Origin of the sequence: Nocardia sp. NPDC056611 (assembly GCF_042792755.1) — a bacterium.
Lineage (GTDB): Bacteria > Actinomycetota > Actinomycetes > Mycobacteriales > Mycobacteriaceae > Nocardia.
Genome location: NZ_JBHTVV010000002.1, coordinates 1,234,846 through 1,253,534, shown reverse-complemented (window position 1 = coordinate 1,253,534; position 18,689 = coordinate 1,234,846). Strand labels below are relative to the sequence as shown.

Genomic DNA, 18,689 nt, shown 5'->3' with positions numbered 1-18,689 from the left:
CGGTCAACCCAGCGCGGTGCGCAGGGTCTCGCGCAGCCAGCGTTGGGCGGGGTCGGCGTCGAGGCGGGCGTGCCAGCGCAGCCGGATGTCGACTTCGGGGAGGGGCGCGGGGATGTCGAACCAACGCAGGCCCAAGGTGTCGCCGTACTGTTCGGCGAGCCGGTGCGGGACCAGCCCGACGTAGGGGGTGTGCGAAACCAGCAGGGCGGCAAGGGCGGAGGTGGGCACGACCGCGGCGACGTGGCGATGCAGGCCCGCGGCGGTGAGCGCGTCGTCGAGGGGGCCGCGGGCACGGCCGCGACGCGACGCCGACACGTGCGGGTGTGTGCAGAGTTGAGCCAGCGTGGGGCGGCGGTGGCGCCCCAGCGGATGCTCGGCGCGCACGATGCCGACGAGGTGTTCGCGGTAGAGCTCGGCGGTGTGGATGTCGGGGGCGGCGGCGGTATCGGCGCCGATGTCGAGGTCGATGCTGCCGTCACGTAACGCTTCGAGGCTTTCGTCGCCTTCGGGCACGAAGCGCAGGACCACGCCGGGTGCGGCGGCCGCGGTGGCCGCGACGGCGGCGGTGACCAGGGTGGCGGCGACACCATCGTTGATGCGGATGGCGAAGGTGCGCTCGAGCGCCGCGAGGTCGATGGTGCGGTCGGCGCTGATGAGGGCGGCGGCCTCTTCGAGCAGGGACCGCACGCGGGGTGCGGTGCGCAGCGCGAACGGGGTGGGCGTCATGGCACGTCCGGCTCGCACCAGGATGGGGTCGCCCATGGCGCGGCGCAGCCTGCCCAGGGCGCGGCTGGTCGCGGGGATCGACAGGTGCAGGCGTTCGGCGGCCGCGGTGACGCTGGCGTCCTGGAGCAGGGCGTCGAAGACGCGCAACAGGTTCAGGTCGAGCTGCTCGGTCATTGTTGCATCGTATGCAACTCTGGGTTGTCGAACTTGCGTCGCGCGAATACACACCTGATCCATAGCGTGCACTTCATGCAAACAAACCTTCTTCCCCAAGCTGGGACCGCGCCGAACGCGGTGGTTCGTCGGGGGCTCGTCTCGTTGATGTGCGCGTGTGTGGTGTTGGTCGTGGGGATGGTGGCCGCGATCAATCTGGCTGTCCCGATGCTGGCGGCGAGTCCGCTGCGGCCGTCGGCGTCGGCGCTGGTGTGGATCGTGGACACCTATGTGATCGTGTTCGCGTGCCTGGTGATTCCCGGTGGCGCGGCCGGTGACCGGTTCGGGCGCAAGGGGGTGCTGCTGGCCGGGCTGGGCTTGTTCGCGGTGGGCGCGCTGGTCTCGGCGCTGGCGCCGTCGGTGGGCGTATTGCTGGCGGGGCGGGCGATCACGGGGGCGGGCGCGGCGGCGGTGTTGCCCAATACGTTGGCGGTGTTGCTGCACGCGGTGCCCGTCGATCGCAAGGCCGCGACGATCGCGACGTGGGCGTCGATGACCGGGATCGGCGGGGTGCTGGGCAATGTCGGTGGCGGCGCGGTGCTTTCGGGCGGGTCGTGGCGGTGGCTGTTCGTGGCGGCGGCGCCGCTGGCGGGGGTGCTGGCCGGGTTGGTGGCGTGGATCGCGCCGGTGTCGGGCCGTCACGATCGGCGGTTGGATCCGGTGGGGACGGTGTTGCTGGTCGCGGCGTCGGTGGCGCTGCTGGTCGGGATCGTGGAAGGTCCGGTGGCGGGTTGGGGCAGTGTCGTGGTGGTCGCCGGGTTCGGGTGCGCGGCGGTGTTGTTCGCGGTGTGGACGGTGGTCGAGTTGCGGGTGCGGCATCCGTTGCTGGATCCGCGGCTGTTCGCGTCACCGGGTCTGCGCAGCGCCTGCCTGGGGATGACGGCGGTGTTCTTCGGGATGTTCGCGCTGTTCTACGTGAACGCCTCGTTCCTGCAGTACGCCAAGGGGTTCGGGGTCCTGCGCACGGGGCTCGGGATCATTCCGTTGACGGTTCCGGTCATCGTGGGCGCACGCCATGTCGGACGCTTGTCGGGGCGGATCGGGGTGGATGCCACGATCGCGATCGCGTTCGGTTTCGTCGGCGGCGGACTGCTGGGCCTGTCCACCACCGGCCCGCACACTTCCTACCTGGTGTATGCGGTGTGGCTGGTGGTCACCGGAATCGGTGTGACGCTGGCTCTTCCGACCTTGTCGGCGGCGATCACCGGCGCATTGCCGCAGTCGCTGGCCGGGGTGGGTGCGGGGTTGCAGGCCACGACCCGCGAATTCGGGAGCGCGTTGGGTGTGGCGGTGATCGGCACCGTCCTGACCTCCCGTTTCGTCGCCGCTCTCCCGCCGGAGGTCCGTGCGGGCGGCGCGCACACCGTGGCGCAGGCTCGGGGCTTCGCACCTGAGCGTTCCGATGCGATTGTCGCGGCGTTCGTCTCGGGCGCGGACGCCGGATTCCGAGTGGTCGGGGTGGCGGTGCTGGTCCTGGGTGCGCTCGTGCTCGGGCAGGCGTTGATGTCGCGTCGGGTGGCCCGGTAGCGGCGATCAGCGGTGGTGTCGGTGCGGTCTGCGACAGTGGCGGGTATGGATTCGGTGGCGTTCGGTGACGCGGAGGCGTTCGATGCCTGGCTCGAGGTCAATCACGCGCGCGCGGAGGGGGTGTGGATTCGGATGGCGAAGAAGGGATCCGGGATCGCGTCGCTGACCGAGGACGAGGCGGTGGATGTGGGGCTGTGCTGGGGTTGGATCTCCGGGCAGCGCAAGGGTCTCGATGCCGAGTTCTATCTGCAGAAGTATGTGCCGCGGCGGCCCGGGAGTTTCTGGTCGCAGGTGAATGTCGACAAGGTGGCGGCGTTGACCGCGGCGGGGCGGATGCGCGGGCCGGGGCTGGCGGAGGTGGCGGCGGCGCGCGCGGATGGGCGGTGGGCGGCGGCGTATCCGTCGCAGGCGAACTTCACGGTGCCCGAGGATTTGGCGGCGGCGTTGGCGGCGCGGCCGCGGGCCCGGGCCGCGTTCGAGGCGCTGGACCGGACGGGCCAGTATCTGATCGTGTTGGACGTGGTGCGCACGAGAACGGCGAAAACACGGGCTTCCCGGCTGGAGAAGGCCGTGAGCGGGCTCGAAAGCCGGTGACACCGGCTGATTCCGGGCGACAGGCGTGACGCGTGTCGCCCGGAATCGGTGTCAGTCCCGGTTCGTGGTGAGGATGGGGGCGAGGGCGCGCAGGGCGGCGGCGGTGTCGTCGCCGAGGACTTGGATGGCGACATGGCCGGCTCCGGCGCGCAGGTGCTCGTTCAACCGGTCGGCGACCTGGTCGGCGGTGCCGTGGGCGACGACGGCGTCGATGTAGCGGTCGCTGCCGGGGGCGGCGAGGTCGGTGTCGTCGAATCCGAAGCGGCGCAGGTTGTTGGTGTAGTTGCTCAACCCGAGGTAGAAGCCGGCGCGGTCACGGCCCTGGGTGCGGGCGCGGGCCGGGTCGTCGTCGAGGACCACTTTGTGTTCGACCGCGAGCAGGGAGTCGGGGCCGAGGATGCCGCGCAGTTCGGCGGTGTGTTCGGGGACCGTCAGATAGGGCAGGGCGCCGGCGGTACGGTCGCGGGCCAGGCGTGCCACGCGCGGGCCGAGCGCCGCGAGGGCGCGGCCGTGCTGGGGGACGCCGCGGGCGTCGAGGACGTCGAGGTAGTCGACCAGCGCGTCATAGGGTTTGGTGTAGTCCGCGGTGTGTTCGCGGTGGCCCGCGCCGATGCCGAGCAGGAAGCGGCCGGGGAATTTCTCGTCCAGGCGCAGGTAGGTGTCGGCGGCGGCGTCGGGCGCCGAGGCCCACACATTGACGATGCTGGTGGCGACCACCAGTGATTCGGTGGCGGCGAGCAGCTGCTCGTAGCCGTCGAAGTCGGCGGGCGGGGAGCTGCCCAGCCAGATCGTGCCGTAGCCGAGTTCCTCTATTTCCCGCGCGGATTCCGGGGTGAACTGCGGATAAGGCTGCCACACGCCGAATGTTCCCAAGCCGTCGAATGCCATACCGGGCACCAACCGTCGATGATCGAGTTGCATTCCCCGGCGCGGTATCGAATTCGCTCAGGCGGCGTCGGGGCGGCCCTGGGCGCGGAATCGTCCCGGCGCGACCCCGAATTCGCGTTTGAAGGCTTTGGCGAACGCGTATTCGGAGGTGTATCCGGACTTTTCGGCCACGACGCGCAGCAGCAGGTCGGTGTCACGCAGCAACCGGGCCGCGCCGGTCATGCGCCACCAGGTCAGGTAGGTGAGCGGGCCGATGCCCAGGGTGGCGGTGAAGCGTTGCGCGAACACCGATCGTGAGACGCCCGCGCGGTCGGCCAGTGATTGCACGGTCCAGGCCTGGCCGGGGTCGGCGTGGATGGCTTGCAGGGCGGTGTGCACGGCCGGGTCGCGTAGCGCGCCGACCCATCCGGTGTCGGAGGGGTGGGCCTGGTGCCAGGCGCGCAGCAGGAACAGCAGCAGCACTTCGAGCAGTGGCGCGATGGCCCCGGAGCCGTCGGCGGCGTCGAGTTCGTGGCCGAGCAGGTCGATCGCGGCGCGCAGCGGGCTGTGGTGGCCGACCCGGGCGGGCAGATGGATCACATCGGGCAGTTCGGCCAACGCGGGGTGCGGGCGCGCGTCGTCGAGAGAGTAAGCGCCACACAGCAATACGGTGTCCGACCCCGCCGCGGCCGGACCGGGGTCGCCGTTCGGGCGGTCGGCGATCGCGTGGCCTCGACTGCGGGGCATGAACGCGACGTCACCGGCGTGCAGGTGGATCGGGTCGCCGTCGTCGGGCAGCAGCCAGCACGAACCTTGCAGCACAACATGGAAACCGGCGCTGTTGCCCGCGGCAGGAAAGTGGGTGCGCCAGCTGCCGCGCCGGACGGTGCGGGTGGAATGCGGTGTGCCCAGCCGCATCGCGGCGACCGCGTCACTGAGGATGTCCACGAATCCCACCGTACCGGCGGCGCCCGCGACTCCGGACGATCGGATATCGGAACCGGACTTTCGAGCATGGATCGTCCGACCGGGCGTGCCTAGCGTGGATTGCGAGCCGATTCCCGGCCCGTATCCCCTTCACCCGATGGAGTTGTCCCTCATGCGTATTGCCGTGCACGGCGCGAGCGGTTTCACCGGTTCGCTCATCGTCGCCGAACTCGCGCGCCGCGACCTGTCCCCCATCCTCGTGGGCCGCGACGAGACCCGGTTGCGGGCCGTCGCCGCCCGCACCGGGGTCCCCGACGCCGAGATCCGGGTGGCCGCCCTCGATGACACCGCCGCCCTGGCCGCCGCGTTCGCCGACAGCGACACCGTCGTCAATGCCGCCGGCCCGTTCACCCTGTGGGGCGAGCCGGTGGTGCGGGCCGCGATCGCCGCCCGCCGCCATTACATCGACACCACCGGCGAACCCGGCTACCTGCACAAGATCCTGTCCACCTATGACGAGCCCGCGAAACAGGCCGGGGTCGCGGTCGTTCCGGCGGTCACCGATGACGGTGTGCCCGGTGATCTGATCGCCGCGCTCACCGCGGCCCGCCTCGACACACCGCTGCGGGAAGTCCGGGTCGCCGATCTGCGTCGCCCGGGCGCGGCCTCGCGCGGCACGGCCCGTTCGATGGCCGCCATCGCCGTGCTCGATCAGGTCGAATACCGCGACCGGACATGGCAATCGGCGAACGAATCGGCCACCACCCTCCTCGAACCCGGCGAACCGGAACCGGTGTCGGTGACGCCGCTGGCCCTGCCGGGCGTCTACACCATTCCCCGCCACCTCGACACCCCGATCGTGCGCGGGGTGATCCGCACCGAGATGGGTGAGATCTTCGCCGGCCTGGGCGGTGAAGTCGCCGAGACGATTCCGGAGATCCCCGACCCCGACGCGCTGGCCGCGTCGCGCTGGCTGATCCTGGCCGAGGCGACCGGCGCCGATGGCAGTCGGGCGCGAGGCTGGGTGACCGGGTTCGACCCGTACGCGGCCACCGCGGTCATCGCCGTCGAGGCCGCGCGCCGCCTGGCGCTCGACGGCGCCGCGGCCGGAACCCTCGCGCCCGCGCAGGCTTTCGACGCCGCGAGCTTCCTCGACCATCTCGCCACCACGGGCGTGCACTGGCAGGTCGAGGAGCTCGCGAGCGTCTAGGGGTTCGCGTCGACCTTCGGGAACGTCTCGGCCACCAGCGTGGTGAGCGCGTCGGCGAGCAGGTGGTGCACCTGCTCGCGGGTCAGGCTGCCGCGCACGATCCATTCGCGCCCGGCGGCCTTGACCAGGCCGCCGTAACAGCGCACCAGCGCCCGCAATTCGGCCGAATGCAGCGAATCGTCGAGACCCATCATCGCCACCATGCGGTCGGCGGCGGCGTAGTCGGCCTCGTCGAGGATGCGCTGCACCTCCGGATCGTCGCCGACGCCTTCGTGGCCGGTGACCTTGACCCAGGTGCTGCCGTGCTCACCGATGGTGTCGAGCAGCCACGCCACGCTGGCGTCCACGCGTTCCCGCAGCGTCCCGGCGGGCACCGCCATCTTCTCCGGCCGCGGCAGCGTGACCATGCGGCGCACCACCGCCAGATACAGGTCGCGCTTGTTGCCGAAGTAGTGGTTGATCAGCCCGCGCGCCACCCCGGCCCGCTGGGCCAGCTCGGCGGTGGACACCGCCGCGTAGGGTCGCTCGCCGAACATGTCGATCGCGCAGGACAGAATCTGCGCGCGACGTTCGTCGGGCTCGAGGCGGCGACGGCGCGTGGCGCCGTCGTCCGCCGTGAGGTCGGTGCTACCGCCGGGCCTTGGCGGCGCGGTGGGTTCGGAGTTACCGCCGGGCCTTGGCGGCGCGGTGGGGTCAGAGTGAGCGGGCAATGAGATCCTTCATCACCTCGTTGGCTCCCGCGAGGATTCGCAGGACCCGAGCGCCGGTGTACAACTGCGAGATCGGGTATTCGGTCATGTATCCGTAGCCGCCGAAGAACTGCAGGCAGCGATCCACCACATTACCGAGTTGATCGGTCAACCAGTATTTCGACATGGCCGCGGTGGGGATATCGAGCTCCCCGCGCAGGTGCTTGCTGATGCAGTCGTCGAGGAACACGCGTCCGACCTTGGCGATCGTCGCGCACTCGGCGAGTTCGAACCGGGTGTTCTGCATGGCGTAGAGCGGCTTGCCGAACGCCTCGCGGCCCTTGGTGTAGTCGACGGTCAGCTGCACGGCCTTCTCGGTCATGGCGACCGCGAGGATGGCGGTGACCAGTCGTTCCTGGGCCAGCATCTGCATCATCTGATAGAAGCCCTGGCCCTCGGCCTGCCCGAGCAGGTTCGACGCGGGCACCCGCAGGCCGTCGAAGAACAGTTCGGCGGTGTCCTGGGCCTTGCCGCCGATCTTGGACAGGATGCGGCCGCGTTTGAAGCCGGGGGTCTCGTCGGAGACCTCGGCGAAGATCAGCGAGACGCCGGCCGCGCCCTGGGTGGGGTCGGTCTTGCAGGCGATGATGATGCCATCGCACAGCCAGCCGTTGGAGATGAAGATCTTCGAGCCGGTGATGACGTACTCGTCGCCCTCGCGCACCGCGCGGGTCTTGATGTTCTGCAGGTCCGAGCCGGTGCCGGGTTCGGTCATGCCGATGGAGAGCACCATCTCGCCGCTGGCCGCCTTGGGCAGCACGCGCTGTTTGAGTTCCTCGGAACCGAACTCGTGGATGTAGGGCGCGATGATCGAGGAGTGCACCGACATGCCCAGGGAGCCGTCCCCGGCGTGGGTCTGGGCTTCGATGATGGCCGCCTCGTGGGCGAAAGTGCCGCCGCCACCGCCGTATTCGGCGGGGATGGCCGCGCACAGCAGGCCCAGTTCGCCGGCCCGGTTGTAGAGGGCGCGGTCGGGGTGGCCCTGTTCGATGAACTTCTCGGTGTGCGGGATCACCTCCTTCTCGAAGAAGGTGGTCGCCAGAGTCCGTACCGCCTCGACCTCGTCGTCGCTCCATGCGGGGCGTGCCATCGCAGATCCTTCGCTTGCCTGAAAGGGGGGTGCGCACATGCGCCTCGCCCCTAGGGTGCACGGCTATTGGCGTGGTGTCAACAACGTGTCAATAGTCGGACGACCGGGCCTGATTCACCTCGGCGAACATCGTGAAGATCGGCACGTCCGGATTCGCGGCGATCCCCTGACGCCGCAGAAAACCATCGATCAACCCCCACGCCAACTCCGTGGCCTGCGCCACGAACTCCTCGGTCTGCGCCGCCGACGGCGTATCCGAATCCGACAGCCACAGATCGGTGATCGACACCACCGCACCGGTCAGCGCGCGCGACAGATAGTCCAGCCCCGCCGTATCCAAAGGCACCGCCTCGGCCACCGACCGCGCCAGCTTCTCCAACCGCAGCGCCGCCTCACGCCCCAGATCCAGCTGCAGCACCCCCGAGCCCGACTGCCGGATCACCGGGGCCTGCCCCAGATACCGGAAGACGTTGGGATGCTCCAGGATTCCGCGCGCGTACTCCCCGAACACCCGCGTCAACGCCAGCCGTGGCGGCTGCAGCATCAACGTCATGTCCGCACCCGCGGCCGCGAACGCCCGCCGCGACATCCGCGCCGCGATCTCGGTGAACAGATCCCCCTTGTCCGCGAACTGCCGGTACAACCGCGGCTTGGTGATCCCCGCCTCCCGCGCGATGTCATCCATGCTCGGGCGCGGACCCGCCCGATCGATCACCCGGATCGCCGCGTCCACAATGTCCTCACGCGACACCAGCCGAGTCCCCCCGGCACTGCTACGAACCACCCGCGCAGCATACATGTACCGCCGGTACGGCAGGTCCACGCGACAATCCCACTTGATTTCGGACCGAGCGTACTGCCAGTATCGAATCCCGTACCGGCAGTACGCACAACCGGAAAGACGACGATGTCCGACCCCGCCCGCCAACTCGGCGACACCCTGCGCGCACCCCTGCCCGCAGCCTTCGACCAGCTCCCCGACAGCGACCTGGCCGAACTCCACCGCCTCCTCGAAGCCGCCAAGACCCACCGCCGCGACACCCTCGACGCCGCCCTCGGCTCCTCGCTCGACTTCGTCCCGCGCCTGCTGCGCCCCGCCGTCAAGAAAGCACTGGGTCTATGAGCGACCACCTCGCCGCCGTCGCCGAAACCACCAAACTCGCCCGCGTCCTGGGCCTCGACGACCCCACCGACCTCGACTTCCTCGTCGACCTCCCACCCGCCGCCCTACGCGAATACCGCGAACGCGTCACCGACCTGCTCTTCGACCGCGACGCCCAACGCATGAAAGCCATCGCCACCGCCAGCGCCATCGTCCCCGTCGCCATCAGCTCCAAGATCGCCGAACGCGCCTTCGGACCCATCCTGTGCGCCGCCGTCGCCAGTGCCGTCGAACCCCGCCGCGCGGTCGACATCGCCAAGAACCTCACCCCCGCCTTCCTCGCCGAAGCCGCCGTCCAACTCGACCCCCGCCGCACCGCCGCCATCATCGCCGCCGTACCCGCCACCATGGTCGCCGACGTCGCCCGCCAACTCCTGTCCCGCGGCGACCACATCACCATGGGCCGCTTCGTCCACGTCATCCCCGAACCCGCCCTGCGCGCCGCCGCCCCCGTCATGAGCGACCCCGACCTGCTGCGCATCGGCTTCCTACTCGAGGACAAAACCGCCCTCGACCACGTCCTGCACATCGTCGCCGACCGCGTCCCCGGCATCATCCGCGCCGCCCACGACCAGCAGATGTGGGCCGAAGGCATCGACCTGCTCGACAACATCGCACCCCACAACCGCGCCTGGGTCGGCGACATCACCGCCGGCCTCGGCGACGACGTCCTCGACGGCCTCATCGCCGCCGTCGCCGAACTCGACGCCTGGACCACCCTGCTGCCCATCACCAGCGCCATGAGCCCCGACAGCCTGCGCCGGTTCGCCCAACGCCCCGCCATCCACGACGAACACATCCTCACCGCCATCATCGACGCCACCGCCACCCACGACCTCTGGCCCCAAGCCCTGCCGCTCGTCGACGCCGCCCTCACCACCGACACCCCGGACACGGTGTGGCACACCCTCATTCAGCTCCGCGACCACATCCCCGCAGACCTGCTCACCCGGCTCGCCGACCACGCCCGCGAACTCGGCCACGACCACCACGCCACCCGACTCGAACCCCTCCGCACCGCCACCACCTGACCCGACCACCACCCACCGCGCCCGGCCCCAGGTCACGGCCGGGCGACCCGCACCTCCGACGCTCTGGGAGAATGGCTCGGTCCACCGCCCCGCACACGAAGGATCACCGCAGCTCCGATGGCCGAGCAGACCACCCCGACCGACGCCCCAGCCATCGACCCCGCCGACCTGGCCACCTGCCTGCGCGTCCTCGAACAAGCCGGAGAGCTCGACAAGGACCACCCGGACTCCGTCACCGTGCAGCGCGCCGTCGGGCACATGTTCAAGAAGTTCAAGCGCAACAAGCGCATCGCCACCCGCGACGCCATCTCCGCCGCCGACAAGGAAGTCGTGGCCGCCACCGCCACCGGCTCTCCCAACCGCATCGACGACGAAACCGCCGGGATCCCGATCAGCTCCGCCACCGAAGGCGGCAGCGCCGGAACGCTGCTGCGGGCACGCCCCTGCTACATATGCAAACAGCGCTATACCCGCGTGGACGCCTTCTACCACCAGCTCTGCCCGGACTGCGCAGCCAAGAGCCACGCCAAGCGTGACGCGGGCACCGACCTCACCGGCAAGCGCGCCCTGCTCACCGGCGGCCGCGCCAAGATCGGCATGTACATCGCGCTGCGCCTGCTGCGCGACGGCGCCCACACCACCATCACCACCCGCTTCCCCAACGACGCCATCCGCCGCTTCGCCGCCCAGCCCGACAGCGCCGACTGGCTGCACCGGCTCCGCATCATCGGCATCGACCTGCGCGACCCCGCCCAGGTCGTCGCCCTCGCCGACGACGTCGCCGCCCAGGGCCCGCTCGACATCCTCATCAACAACGCCGCCCAGACCGTGCGCCGCTCGGTCGGCGCCTACAGCGCCCTCGTCGAAGCCGAGAACGGACCGCTGCCCGCCGGCGAACTGCCCGACGTGATCAGCTTCGGCAAGACCATGCAGGCCCACCCCACCGCGCTGACCGCGAGCCTCACGCCCAACCTCACCGCCGCCGACATCACCGACCTCGCGCTGATCGCGGGATCGGCCACCCCCGAACGCATTTCGCAGGGCGTCGCCATCGACGCGGGCGGCCTGGTGCCCGACCTCGCCCACACCAACAGCTGGGTGCAGAACGTCGGTGAGGTCGAGGCCACCGAACTGCTCGAAGTGCAGCTGTGCAACTCGGTCGCGCCGTTCATCCTCATCTCCCGACTACGCCCGGCCATGGCCGCCGCCCCCGCCCGCCGCAAGTACGTCGTCAACGTCTCCGCCATGGAAGGCGTCTTCGCCCGCGGTTACAAGGGCGCGGGCCACCCGCATACCAATATGGCCAAGGCCGCGCTGAACATGCTGACCCGCACCAGCGCCCGCGAGATGTTCGAGTCCGACAAGATCCTCATGACCGCGGTCGACACCGGCTGGATCACCGACGAGCGACCGCACTACACCAAGATCCGGCTCGCCGAGGAGGGCTTCCACGCACCCCTCGACCTGGTCGACGGCGCGGCCCGGGTGTACGACCCGATCGTCCGCGGCGAAGCCGGTGACGACCTGTACGGCTGCTTCCTCAAGGACTACGAACCTTCCAACTGGTAGCCAGACTCCCGTACCGACCCAGCCCCCTCCCCTCTTTGCTGTTTTAGAAGGTGAGGGGGCTGTTTCTCGACTGTTTCCGAGTAGGTGAGCATTCATGTTTTGATGCGCATATGTACGTACTCATATGACTTGATTGCCGAAATCAGCTCCGGCGAGCATCGGGCTGCCGCCAGAATTGGACGAGAAACTCCCCTACTCTGCGGGTTTCCCGAGTCCGATTCATGTGCGGTCCCCCACCCCGCGTTTCCACCCGGCCCATAATCGACACACGCACTCCCCCACCAGGACGGGTGATCTCATGAGCGCTAGGTCTGTGGCTGATGCATTGCGGGAGCGGTTGCCGTTCCTGCGCTGGTCGGTGATCCGATTCGCCTTGGGCGGGCCGACTTTCGCACGCACGGGGCAGGTCGGCGACGGCCGGGAGGAGGCGGCGCGGGCGTACGTGCTGGCCCACGGGGCGGCCGGCGATCCGGACAGTGTGCTCGCCGCGTACGACGGCTTCGCGCGGACCCGCAGCATGCTGGTGAATGTCGGCGATGAGAAGGGGCTCATCCTGGACGCGGCCGTGCGCCGGGCCGGCCCCGCGTTGGCCCTGGAATTGGGTGGTTACTGCGGGTACAGCGCGGTCCGGATCGGCCGGGCGCTGGCGCCGGGCGCGCGGCTGGTGTCGGTGGAGTTCAATGCCGACAACGCGTCGATCGCGCGCACGCTGCTGGCGCACGCGGGGCTCTCGGATCGGGTGACCGTTGTCGTGGGCACCATCGGCGACGGCGGCGACACCGTGAAACGCTTGGCGTCCGAGCACGGATTCGCCCCCGGCGCACTCGATTTCGTCTTCCTCGACCACGACAAGAAGGCTTATCTCCCGGACCTGAAGACGATCCTGGAGGCCGGCTGGCTGCACCCGGGCAGCCTCGCCGTCGCCGACAATGTCCGCATTCCGGGAGCGCCGGACTACCTGCGGTACATGCGCGAGTCCGAGGGCGCCACGTGGCGCACCGTCGAGCACGACACCCACGTCGAATACCAGTCGCTCCTGAAAGATCTCGTACTGGAGTCGGAGTACCTGGGCTGACCCGCACCTATCCTGGGGTCATGGTCTACCGGCTGCTGGCCGACGCGACCGCGATCGCGCATTTCGCGTTCGTGGCCTATGTCGTGGTGGGCGGGTTCATCGCCTGGCGCTGGCCGCGCACGTTCTGGCTGCACCTGCTCGCCTTCGGATGGGGGTTCAGCACCGTGCTGTTCAAGGTCGAGTGCCCGCTGACGAACCTGGAGAACTGGGCGCGCCACCGCGCGGGCGAGGCGGGCCTGCCGCCGAGCGGATTCATCGACCACTACATCACCGGTGTGCTCTATCCCCGCAGCGCGCTGGAAGAGGTCCGAGTGGTCGTGGTGGTGTGCGTCGTCGTGTCCTGGGTGGGCCTGTATCTGCTGTCGCGGCGGCGGGCCGCCACACCCTCGTGATCACCGCCGATCCGGCCGCTGCGGGCGAATCCGCTTCGGGGCGTGCATAATCGCGCTGGTTGTCGAAGTGACTTAAGGGGTTTTCATGGGTGGCTCATCGATCGCGTCGGTGTTCCTGGAGCGGGTGGTGTATCCGGTGCGCACGGCGGTCAGCACCGTGTGGGGAATCGGGACCTTTACCCGCACGGGCCAATTCGGTGACGGGCGTGAGGCCGCGGTGCGCGATCACGTGCTGGCCAATGCCGAGCAGGGCAACCCGGACAGCGTGCTGGACGCGATCGACCGGTTCGCGCGCACGCGCAGCAATCTGGTGAACGTCGGCGACGAGAAGGGCCTGCTGCTGGATGCCGCGGTGCGCCGGGCGAATCCGAGGCTGGCCCTGGAGCTGGGCACCTACGTCGGCTACAGCGCGGTCCGCACGGCGCGGGTGCTGCCCGAGGGCGCGCGCCTGATCTCGGTCGAGTTCAGTGCCGCCAATGCCGAGGTGGCGCGGGCCATCATCGCGCACGCCGGGTTCGCGGATCGGGTGACGGTGGTGGTCGGCACCATCGGCGACGGCGGGGACACCATCCGCGCGCTCGCCGAGGAGCACGGGATCACCGAGGGCGCGGTCGATTTCGTTTTCGTCGATCACGACAAGTCGGCGTACCTCGCCGATCTGAAGCACATTCTCGACGCGGGCTGGCTGCACCCGGGCACCATCGTGGTGGCCGACAATATGCGCATTCCCGGCGCGCCGGACTACCTGGCCTACATGCGGGAGGCCGAGGGCACGTCCTGGCGCACCGTGGAGCACGACACCCACATCGAGTACCAGTCCCTGCTCAAGGACCGGGTGCTCGAGTCGGAATACCTGGGCTGACGGCGAACTCGCCGCGGCGGCGCAGGCGCCGTCCGCGGCAGCCCGGCCGACCTACTTCGAGGGGCCGGGCGACGCCGTGGCGAGCGCGCGGGTGATCGAGTCCGCGAGCGCCTTGATGTTCTCGGGCAGATCCAGATAGAAGTGGCCGCCTTCGAAGGTGGCGAGATCGAAATCGGCGGTGGTGAAGTCGCGCCACTGCCCGGCCTGGACGGCCGAGGTGGTCGGGTCCGAGGAGCTGATCAGCGCGGTGATCGGCGTGCGCAGCGGTGCGCCGATCTGGTGGCGGTAGGTCTCGACCGCGCGATAGTCGGTGCGGACCGCCGGGAGGACCAGATCGGCCAGCCCCGGTTCGTCGCGCAGGATGCGCACCGAGGCCGGATCGTTCGACAGGCGTTCGAGTTCGGCGATGAGACCCTCGTCCGGGCCCTCGTGCAGGCGTCCGGACTCCTCGTGCACCGGTGCGGGACGGCCGGAGACGAACAGGTGCGTCACCTCGCGTCCGCCCGCCTCGACCCGGCGGGCGGTCTCGTAGGCGACGGTCGCGCCCATGCTGTGCCCGAAGATGGCCAGCCGCACGTCTTTCGGCCAGGCCAGCAGATCGGTGGCGGCGTGCCCGGCCAGTTCGGTGAGCGCGGGGACGGGCGGGTCGCCGAGGCGGTCCTGCCGCCCGGGGTACTGCACGCCGAAGACCGCGGTGCCCGCGCCGAAGCGCTGGGCCAACTGCCGGTAGGCGCCGACGGAGCCGCCGCCGGGCGGAAAGCACACCAGTACGGTCTCGGGGGCGGGATCGGGCTTCAGTTCGCGCAGCCAGGTGGTTCCGGGGAGTCGATGGGCGCTCATCGATCGAGTATGCCCCGAGATCTCGCGTCGGGCTCGCACCTGGTCCCGGCGTTAGAGTCGGCTCGTGGCCACCTATGACGCATTGGTTCGCGACTACGAGACCGGAATCGGGGTTGCCGGGACACCGGTGCCGGCGCTCGATCCGGGCGCGAATCTGGCTGCGACGCTACCGGTCTGGGCGCTGGCGGGTGGCGCGGTCGCGGCCTTCGCCGGTGCGGCCGACCGGTGGCGCGAAGTCTGCGGGGTGACGCCGCTGCACGGCGTCATCGATCCCGGCCGTGTCGCGGCGGCCTTCCAGAGCGACAAGCTGCTGCGGATCGATGGGCAGCAGCCGCGAATGTTCGCGGAGTTGTCGGGTTTCTTCCGAAGCGCGGACGGCTGGGTGCGGACGCACGCCAACTACCCGCACCATCGGGCGCGCCTGCTGGCGGCGCTGGATCTGTCCGCCGAGGCCACTCCCGAGGATTTCACCCGGCGGGTCGCGACGCTGACGGCCGCCGATATCGAACAGCGCGCCGCCGAGCACGCGGCCATCGCGTTCCGGGTGCGCACCGAGCGGGAGTGGGCCGACAGCCCGCAGGGCACAGCGGCCGCGTCCGGCCCGTTGGTCGCGCTCGACGCCCGCGGCGATCGGGGCGCGCTCGACTCACTCGGCGCCGCAACGGCAATGCTCCCGCTGCGCGGAATCCGGGTGCTGGATCTGACCCGGGTGATCGCCGGTCCGGTGGCGACGCGGGCATTGGCCCTGCTGGGAGCCGATGTGTTGCGGATCGACCCGCCGGACCTGCCGGAGATCGACTGGCAGTTCCTGGACACCTGTCAGGGGAAGCGTTCCACTGTAGTCGATTTGCGCACCGGACTTCCGGTCTTTCGCGAATTGATCAGCAATGCGGACATAATCATCACGGGTTACCGACCGGGCAGCTTGGAACGGTTCGGAGTGCGGCCCGGCGATATTCGACCGGGAATTGTGCACGGACGAGTTTCGGCGTGGGGCGAACGGGGCCCGTGGGGAGATCGCCGCGGTTTCGACAGCATCGTGCAGGCCACATCCGGAATTTCTCTTATCGAAGGCACACGCGATAATTCGCGTAACGAACCGGCTGTGGGCGCCCTCCCGGCCCAGGCCCTCGACCACGCCAGCGGGTACCTGCTCGCGGCGGGCGTGCTGGACGCGCTGTGCGCGCGCCGCGCCGACGGCCGCGGCCGCGATGTCCGGGTCGCGCTGGCCCGCACCGCATCCTGGCTGATCACCGCACCGGGCCGGACGCCCGGGCACGTGCCCGCGCAGGTCCCGGATCCGCGTTACGCGGTGACGCACGCGGCGGTGAGCACCGCGGGCCCGGCATTGGGCGAGTATCCGGACTTTCCGTGTCCCGCTCCGGCCTACGGATCGAGCGCTCCCGAATGGAAAGCCCGACCGGACGGTTCGTAACTTCGGCGAATGTATACAAGCTGCTGCACGCACACCCGCAAGTACATCCGAGAAATAGTCGAATTGCCTTGCAATGCAGCACTTTCGACACGCCGCACTTATCCCCCGTCCGGCGTTAATAAATGAGACCCTGAAACCGACATCAAAATTGTCGACATGTGTGTCGACATGCGGATGGAGGACGTCACCGTGGACACACCTGCTCCCTTGCTCACCGCCGCCAGCGATGCCGGCGCCACCAAGGTAGGGAGACGGGAATGGGCCGGACTGTCGGTGCTCGCACTGGCGTGCCTGGTCTACTCGATGGACCTGACGGTCCTGCACTTGGCGGTGCCGCAGATCAGCGAGGTCCTGCGGCCGACCAGTTCCCAATTGCTGTGGATCATCGACGTTTACGGATTTCTCGTCGCGGGTTTGCTGCTCACCATGGGCACCATCGGCGACCGCATCGGCCGTCGCCGGTTGCTGATGGTCGGAGCGGCCGCGTTCGCGGCGATCTCGGTGATCGCGGCCTTCGCGCCGTCCGCGCCGGTGCTCATCGCCTGCCGGGCACTGCTCGGCATCGCCGGGGCCACCCTCGCGCCCTCCACACTCTCGTTGATCTTCACCATGTTTCGCGACGCGGGGCAACGGTCGGTGGCGGTCGGGGTCTGGGTGGGCTCCTACTCGGTCGGCGGCTCCATCGGGCCGCTGGCGGGCGGGCTCATGCTCGAACATTTCTGGTGGGGGTCGGTGTTCCTGCTCGCGGTGCCGGTCATGGTGCTGCTGATCGTGCTCGCGCCCCGGGTGCTGCCCGAGTTCCGGGATCCCGACGCGGGCCGCCTCGATCCGGTCAGCGCCGCGCTGTGCACGGCGGCGGTGCTGCTGGTGGTGTTCGGCATGAAGAAGGCCGCGCAGGACGGGCCCGGCCCGATCGCGGTGGCCGCGCTGGCCACCGGCATCGGGATCGGGGTGATCTTCGTTCGGCGTCAGCTCAATACGCCCGACCCGATGCTGGACCTACGCCTGTTCCGACTAGGCAGCTTCCGGACCGCGCTGACCATCAATATGGTCTCCATCTTCGTCGCCTTCGGATACGCCCTGTTCGTGGGACAGTACTTCCAGCTGGTGCTGGGCATGTCGCCGCTGCGTGCCGGTCTGGCCACCATCCCGGCGGGCCTGGGCTTCATGGTCGGCTCGCAGCTGGGGCCGCGCATCATGAAAGTGGTACGGCCCGCGTACATGATCGGCGCCGGCATGACCATGGCCGCCGCCGGACTGCTGCTGCTCACCCAGATCACCACCTCGGGCGGGGTGGAGCTCACCATCGTGGCGTCACTGCTGGTGTCGTTCGGTCTGGCACCGGTGTTCGGGGTGACCACCGAGCTCATCGTCGGCTCCGCGCCGCCGGAGCAGGCGGGGGCCGCCTCCGGGCTCTCGGAGACCGGGGCCGAATTCGGCGGCGCGCTCGGGATCTCCATCCTCGGCAGCATCAGCATCGCCATCTACCGCAGCCAGCTCAATGCCGGCCTGCCCTACGGCATGCCGGAACCCGACGCACGCGCGGCGCGGGACACGCTCGGCGCGGCATTGGAAGTCGCGCGCACCATGCCTGGCAGGCTCGGCACCACAGTGGCCGACGCCGCCAAGCACGCCTTCCTCACCGGCATGCACCTGACGGCTGCCATCGCGGCGGGGGCCGCACTGCTGCTGGCCGTCATCGCCGTGACCCGGCTGCGGCACGTGCCGCCCAGCTGAGATCACTTGCCTCGGATCGCCTCGATGGCGGTGGTGAGCGAATCACCGTCCAGCAGTTCCGCGCTCGGAGCGATGACCATCTGGATCGCGAGGCCCTGGAACACCAGGAACAGCAGCTTCCCGACCGCGACGGCCTGATCCTCGCTCAGATCCGGATGGGTGGATCTGACGATGGCGACGATATCGCGGTGCGCCACCTCGGTCGCCTCGGCCATGAAGATCTGCTGCGCGGGATCGCGCGCGATCTGCAGGCCGTTCTCCATGCTCAACAGCAGGCCGTCGCGATTGCGCTGCACGACGTCCACGAATCCGTTCCAGGTCGCGGCCAGCGACTCCCAGAGCGTGTGGCCCTCCCCCGCGTCGCGGATGGCGGCCTCCATGCCGTCGCCGATCCGGGTGCCGACCCCGATGGTGATCGCCTCGGTGATCAGCTGGTCCTTGGACCCGAAGTGATAGCCGATGGCGGCGAGGCTGACACCGGCGGCGCTCGCGATGTCCCGGGCGGTGACCTTGGCCAGGCCGCGCTCGAGGACGGCCTTGCGTGCACCTTCCAGCAGGTCTTCTCGATTTCCCATGACCTCACCCTAGCAGCGTCTTAGACATTCGTTCCAGACACCCGTATCAAACGCCCGATCGGGCCTCGGTCTCATCGGGCATCGATCCCGCTACCCTCGAACCCGTGC

Annotated in this window: 19 protein-coding genes; 11 read left to right on the top strand and 8 right to left on the bottom strand. The window is 69.5% G+C overall.

Going from position 1 to position 18,689, the window contains the following annotated elements; all coding sequences use genetic code 11:
• Window positions 1-3: 3 nt before the first annotated feature.
• Window positions 4-900, bottom strand: coding sequence for a LysR family transcriptional regulator (locus tag ACFRAQ_RS14415; RefSeq protein WP_379099067.1), 897 nt, complete (start codon window positions 898-900; stop codon window positions 4-6).
• Window positions 901-1,059: 159 nt separating this feature from the next.
• Between ACFRAQ_RS14415 and ACFRAQ_RS14410 the strand changes: the two genes are divergently transcribed.
• Entirely contained in the window at window positions 1,060-2,466 is a 1,407-nt protein-coding gene (locus tag ACFRAQ_RS14410) for an MFS transporter (RefSeq protein ID WP_379099064.1), read from the top strand.
• Between the two features lie 54 nt (window positions 2,467-2,520).
• Entirely contained in the window at window positions 2,521-3,060 is a 540-nt protein-coding gene (locus tag ACFRAQ_RS14405; protein ID WP_379099061.1) for a YdeI family protein, read from the top strand.
• A gap of 51 nt (window positions 3,061-3,111) precedes the next feature.
• Here the strand turns inward: ACFRAQ_RS14405 and ACFRAQ_RS14400 are convergent, their stop codons facing one another.
• Together ACFRAQ_RS14400 and ACFRAQ_RS14395 are read right to left on the bottom strand one after the other, a co-directional pair.
• Window positions 3,112-3,948 carry an LLM class F420-dependent oxidoreductase gene (locus ACFRAQ_RS14400; RefSeq protein WP_379099058.1) on the bottom strand — a complete coding sequence of 279 codons (837 nt, stop codon included), beginning with the start codon at window positions 3,946-3,948 and terminating at the stop codon, window positions 3,112-3,114.
• 57 nt (window positions 3,949-4,005) lie between these two features.
• Window positions 4,006-4,875: an AraC family transcriptional regulator gene (locus tag ACFRAQ_RS14395; protein WP_379099055.1), complete on the bottom strand. Its 870-nt coding sequence runs from the start codon at window positions 4,873-4,875 to the stop codon at window positions 4,006-4,008.
• Window positions 4,876-5,026: 151 nt separating this feature from the next.
• On the opposite strand from ACFRAQ_RS14395, the gene ACFRAQ_RS14390 reads away from it, so the two are divergent.
• Window positions 5,027-6,064, top strand: coding sequence for a saccharopine dehydrogenase family protein (locus ACFRAQ_RS14390; RefSeq protein ID WP_379099052.1), 1,038 nt, complete (start codon window positions 5,027-5,029; stop codon window positions 6,062-6,064).
• On the opposite strand, the gene ACFRAQ_RS14385 is transcribed toward ACFRAQ_RS14390, so the two are convergent.
• From ACFRAQ_RS14385 to ACFRAQ_RS14375, 3 genes are all read right to left on the bottom strand, one after another.
• Window positions 6,061-6,774: a TetR/AcrR family transcriptional regulator gene (locus ACFRAQ_RS14385; protein ID WP_379099049.1), complete on the bottom strand. Its 714-nt coding sequence runs from the start codon at window positions 6,772-6,774 to the stop codon at window positions 6,061-6,063. The two genes, ACFRAQ_RS14390 and ACFRAQ_RS14385, sit on opposite strands and share 4 nt — an antisense overlap.
• Complete coding sequence (locus ACFRAQ_RS14380; RefSeq protein ID WP_379099047.1) at window positions 6,758-7,903, bottom strand: acyl-CoA dehydrogenase family protein; 1,146 nt, start codon at window positions 7,901-7,903, stop codon at window positions 6,758-6,760. Before ACFRAQ_RS14380 ends, ACFRAQ_RS14385 begins: the two co-directional genes overlap by 17 nt.
• A gap of 88 nt (window positions 7,904-7,991) precedes the next feature.
• Entirely contained in the window at window positions 7,992-8,687 is a 696-nt protein-coding gene (locus ACFRAQ_RS14375) for a TetR/AcrR family transcriptional regulator (protein WP_379099044.1), read from the bottom strand.
• Window positions 8,688-8,810: 123 nt separating this feature from the next.
• Between ACFRAQ_RS14375 and ACFRAQ_RS14370 the strand changes: the two genes are divergently transcribed.
• From ACFRAQ_RS14370 to ACFRAQ_RS14345, 6 genes are all read left to right on the top strand, one after another.
• Window positions 8,811-9,026 carry a hypothetical protein gene (locus tag ACFRAQ_RS14370; protein ID WP_379099041.1) on the top strand — a complete coding sequence of 72 codons (216 nt, stop codon included), beginning with the start codon at window positions 8,811-8,813 and terminating at the stop codon, window positions 9,024-9,026.
• Complete coding sequence (locus ACFRAQ_RS14365) at window positions 9,023-10,096, top strand: hypothetical protein (RefSeq protein WP_379099038.1); 1,074 nt, start codon at window positions 9,023-9,025, stop codon at window positions 10,094-10,096. Before ACFRAQ_RS14370 ends, ACFRAQ_RS14365 begins: the two co-directional genes overlap by 4 nt.
• Window positions 10,097-10,213: 117 nt before the next feature.
• On the top strand, window positions 10,214-11,665 hold the full coding sequence (locus tag ACFRAQ_RS14360) for an SDR family NAD(P)-dependent oxidoreductase (RefSeq protein WP_379099035.1): 1,452 nt from the start codon (window positions 10,214-10,216) through the stop codon (window positions 11,663-11,665).
• 313 nt (window positions 11,666-11,978) lie between these two features.
• Window positions 11,979-12,740: an O-methyltransferase gene (locus ACFRAQ_RS14355; RefSeq protein ID WP_379099032.1), complete on the top strand. Its 762-nt coding sequence runs from the start codon at window positions 11,979-11,981 to the stop codon at window positions 12,738-12,740.
• Window positions 12,741-12,760: 20 nt separating this feature from the next.
• Window positions 12,761-13,132 (top strand): DUF2784 domain-containing protein, encoded by a 372-nt coding sequence (locus tag ACFRAQ_RS14350; protein ID WP_379099030.1) that lies wholly within the window; start codon window positions 12,761-12,763, stop codon window positions 13,130-13,132.
• Window positions 13,133-13,217: 85 nt separating this feature from the next.
• Window positions 13,218-13,994: an O-methyltransferase gene (locus ACFRAQ_RS14345; protein WP_379099027.1), complete on the top strand. Its 777-nt coding sequence runs from the start codon at window positions 13,218-13,220 to the stop codon at window positions 13,992-13,994.
• Between the two features lie 51 nt (window positions 13,995-14,045).
• Here the strand turns inward: ACFRAQ_RS14345 and ACFRAQ_RS14340 are convergent, their stop codons facing one another.
• Complete coding sequence (locus ACFRAQ_RS14340; protein WP_379099025.1) at window positions 14,046-14,834, bottom strand: thioesterase II family protein; 789 nt, start codon at window positions 14,832-14,834, stop codon at window positions 14,046-14,048.
• A gap of 64 nt (window positions 14,835-14,898) precedes the next feature.
• Between ACFRAQ_RS14340 and ACFRAQ_RS14335 the strand changes: the two genes are divergently transcribed.
• Together ACFRAQ_RS14335 and ACFRAQ_RS14330 are read left to right on the top strand one after the other, a co-directional pair.
• The gene (locus ACFRAQ_RS14335) at window positions 14,899-16,269 is read left to right on the top strand and encodes a CoA transferase (RefSeq protein ID WP_379099023.1); all 1,371 of its coding nucleotides are present in this window, start codon (window positions 14,899-14,901) and stop codon (window positions 16,267-16,269) included.
• A gap of 156 nt (window positions 16,270-16,425) precedes the next feature.
• On the top strand, window positions 16,426-18,006 hold the full coding sequence (locus ACFRAQ_RS14330; RefSeq protein ID WP_379099020.1) for an MFS transporter: 1,581 nt from the start codon (window positions 16,426-16,428) through the stop codon (window positions 18,004-18,006).
• Window positions 18,007-18,008: 2 nt separating this feature from the next.
• Here ACFRAQ_RS14330 and ACFRAQ_RS14325 read toward each other — a convergent pair whose 3' ends face one another.
• The gene (locus ACFRAQ_RS14325) at window positions 18,009-18,581 is read right to left on the bottom strand and encodes a TetR/AcrR family transcriptional regulator (protein ID WP_379099018.1); all 573 of its coding nucleotides are present in this window, start codon (window positions 18,579-18,581) and stop codon (window positions 18,009-18,011) included.
• Window positions 18,582-18,689: the final 108 nt, after the last annotated feature.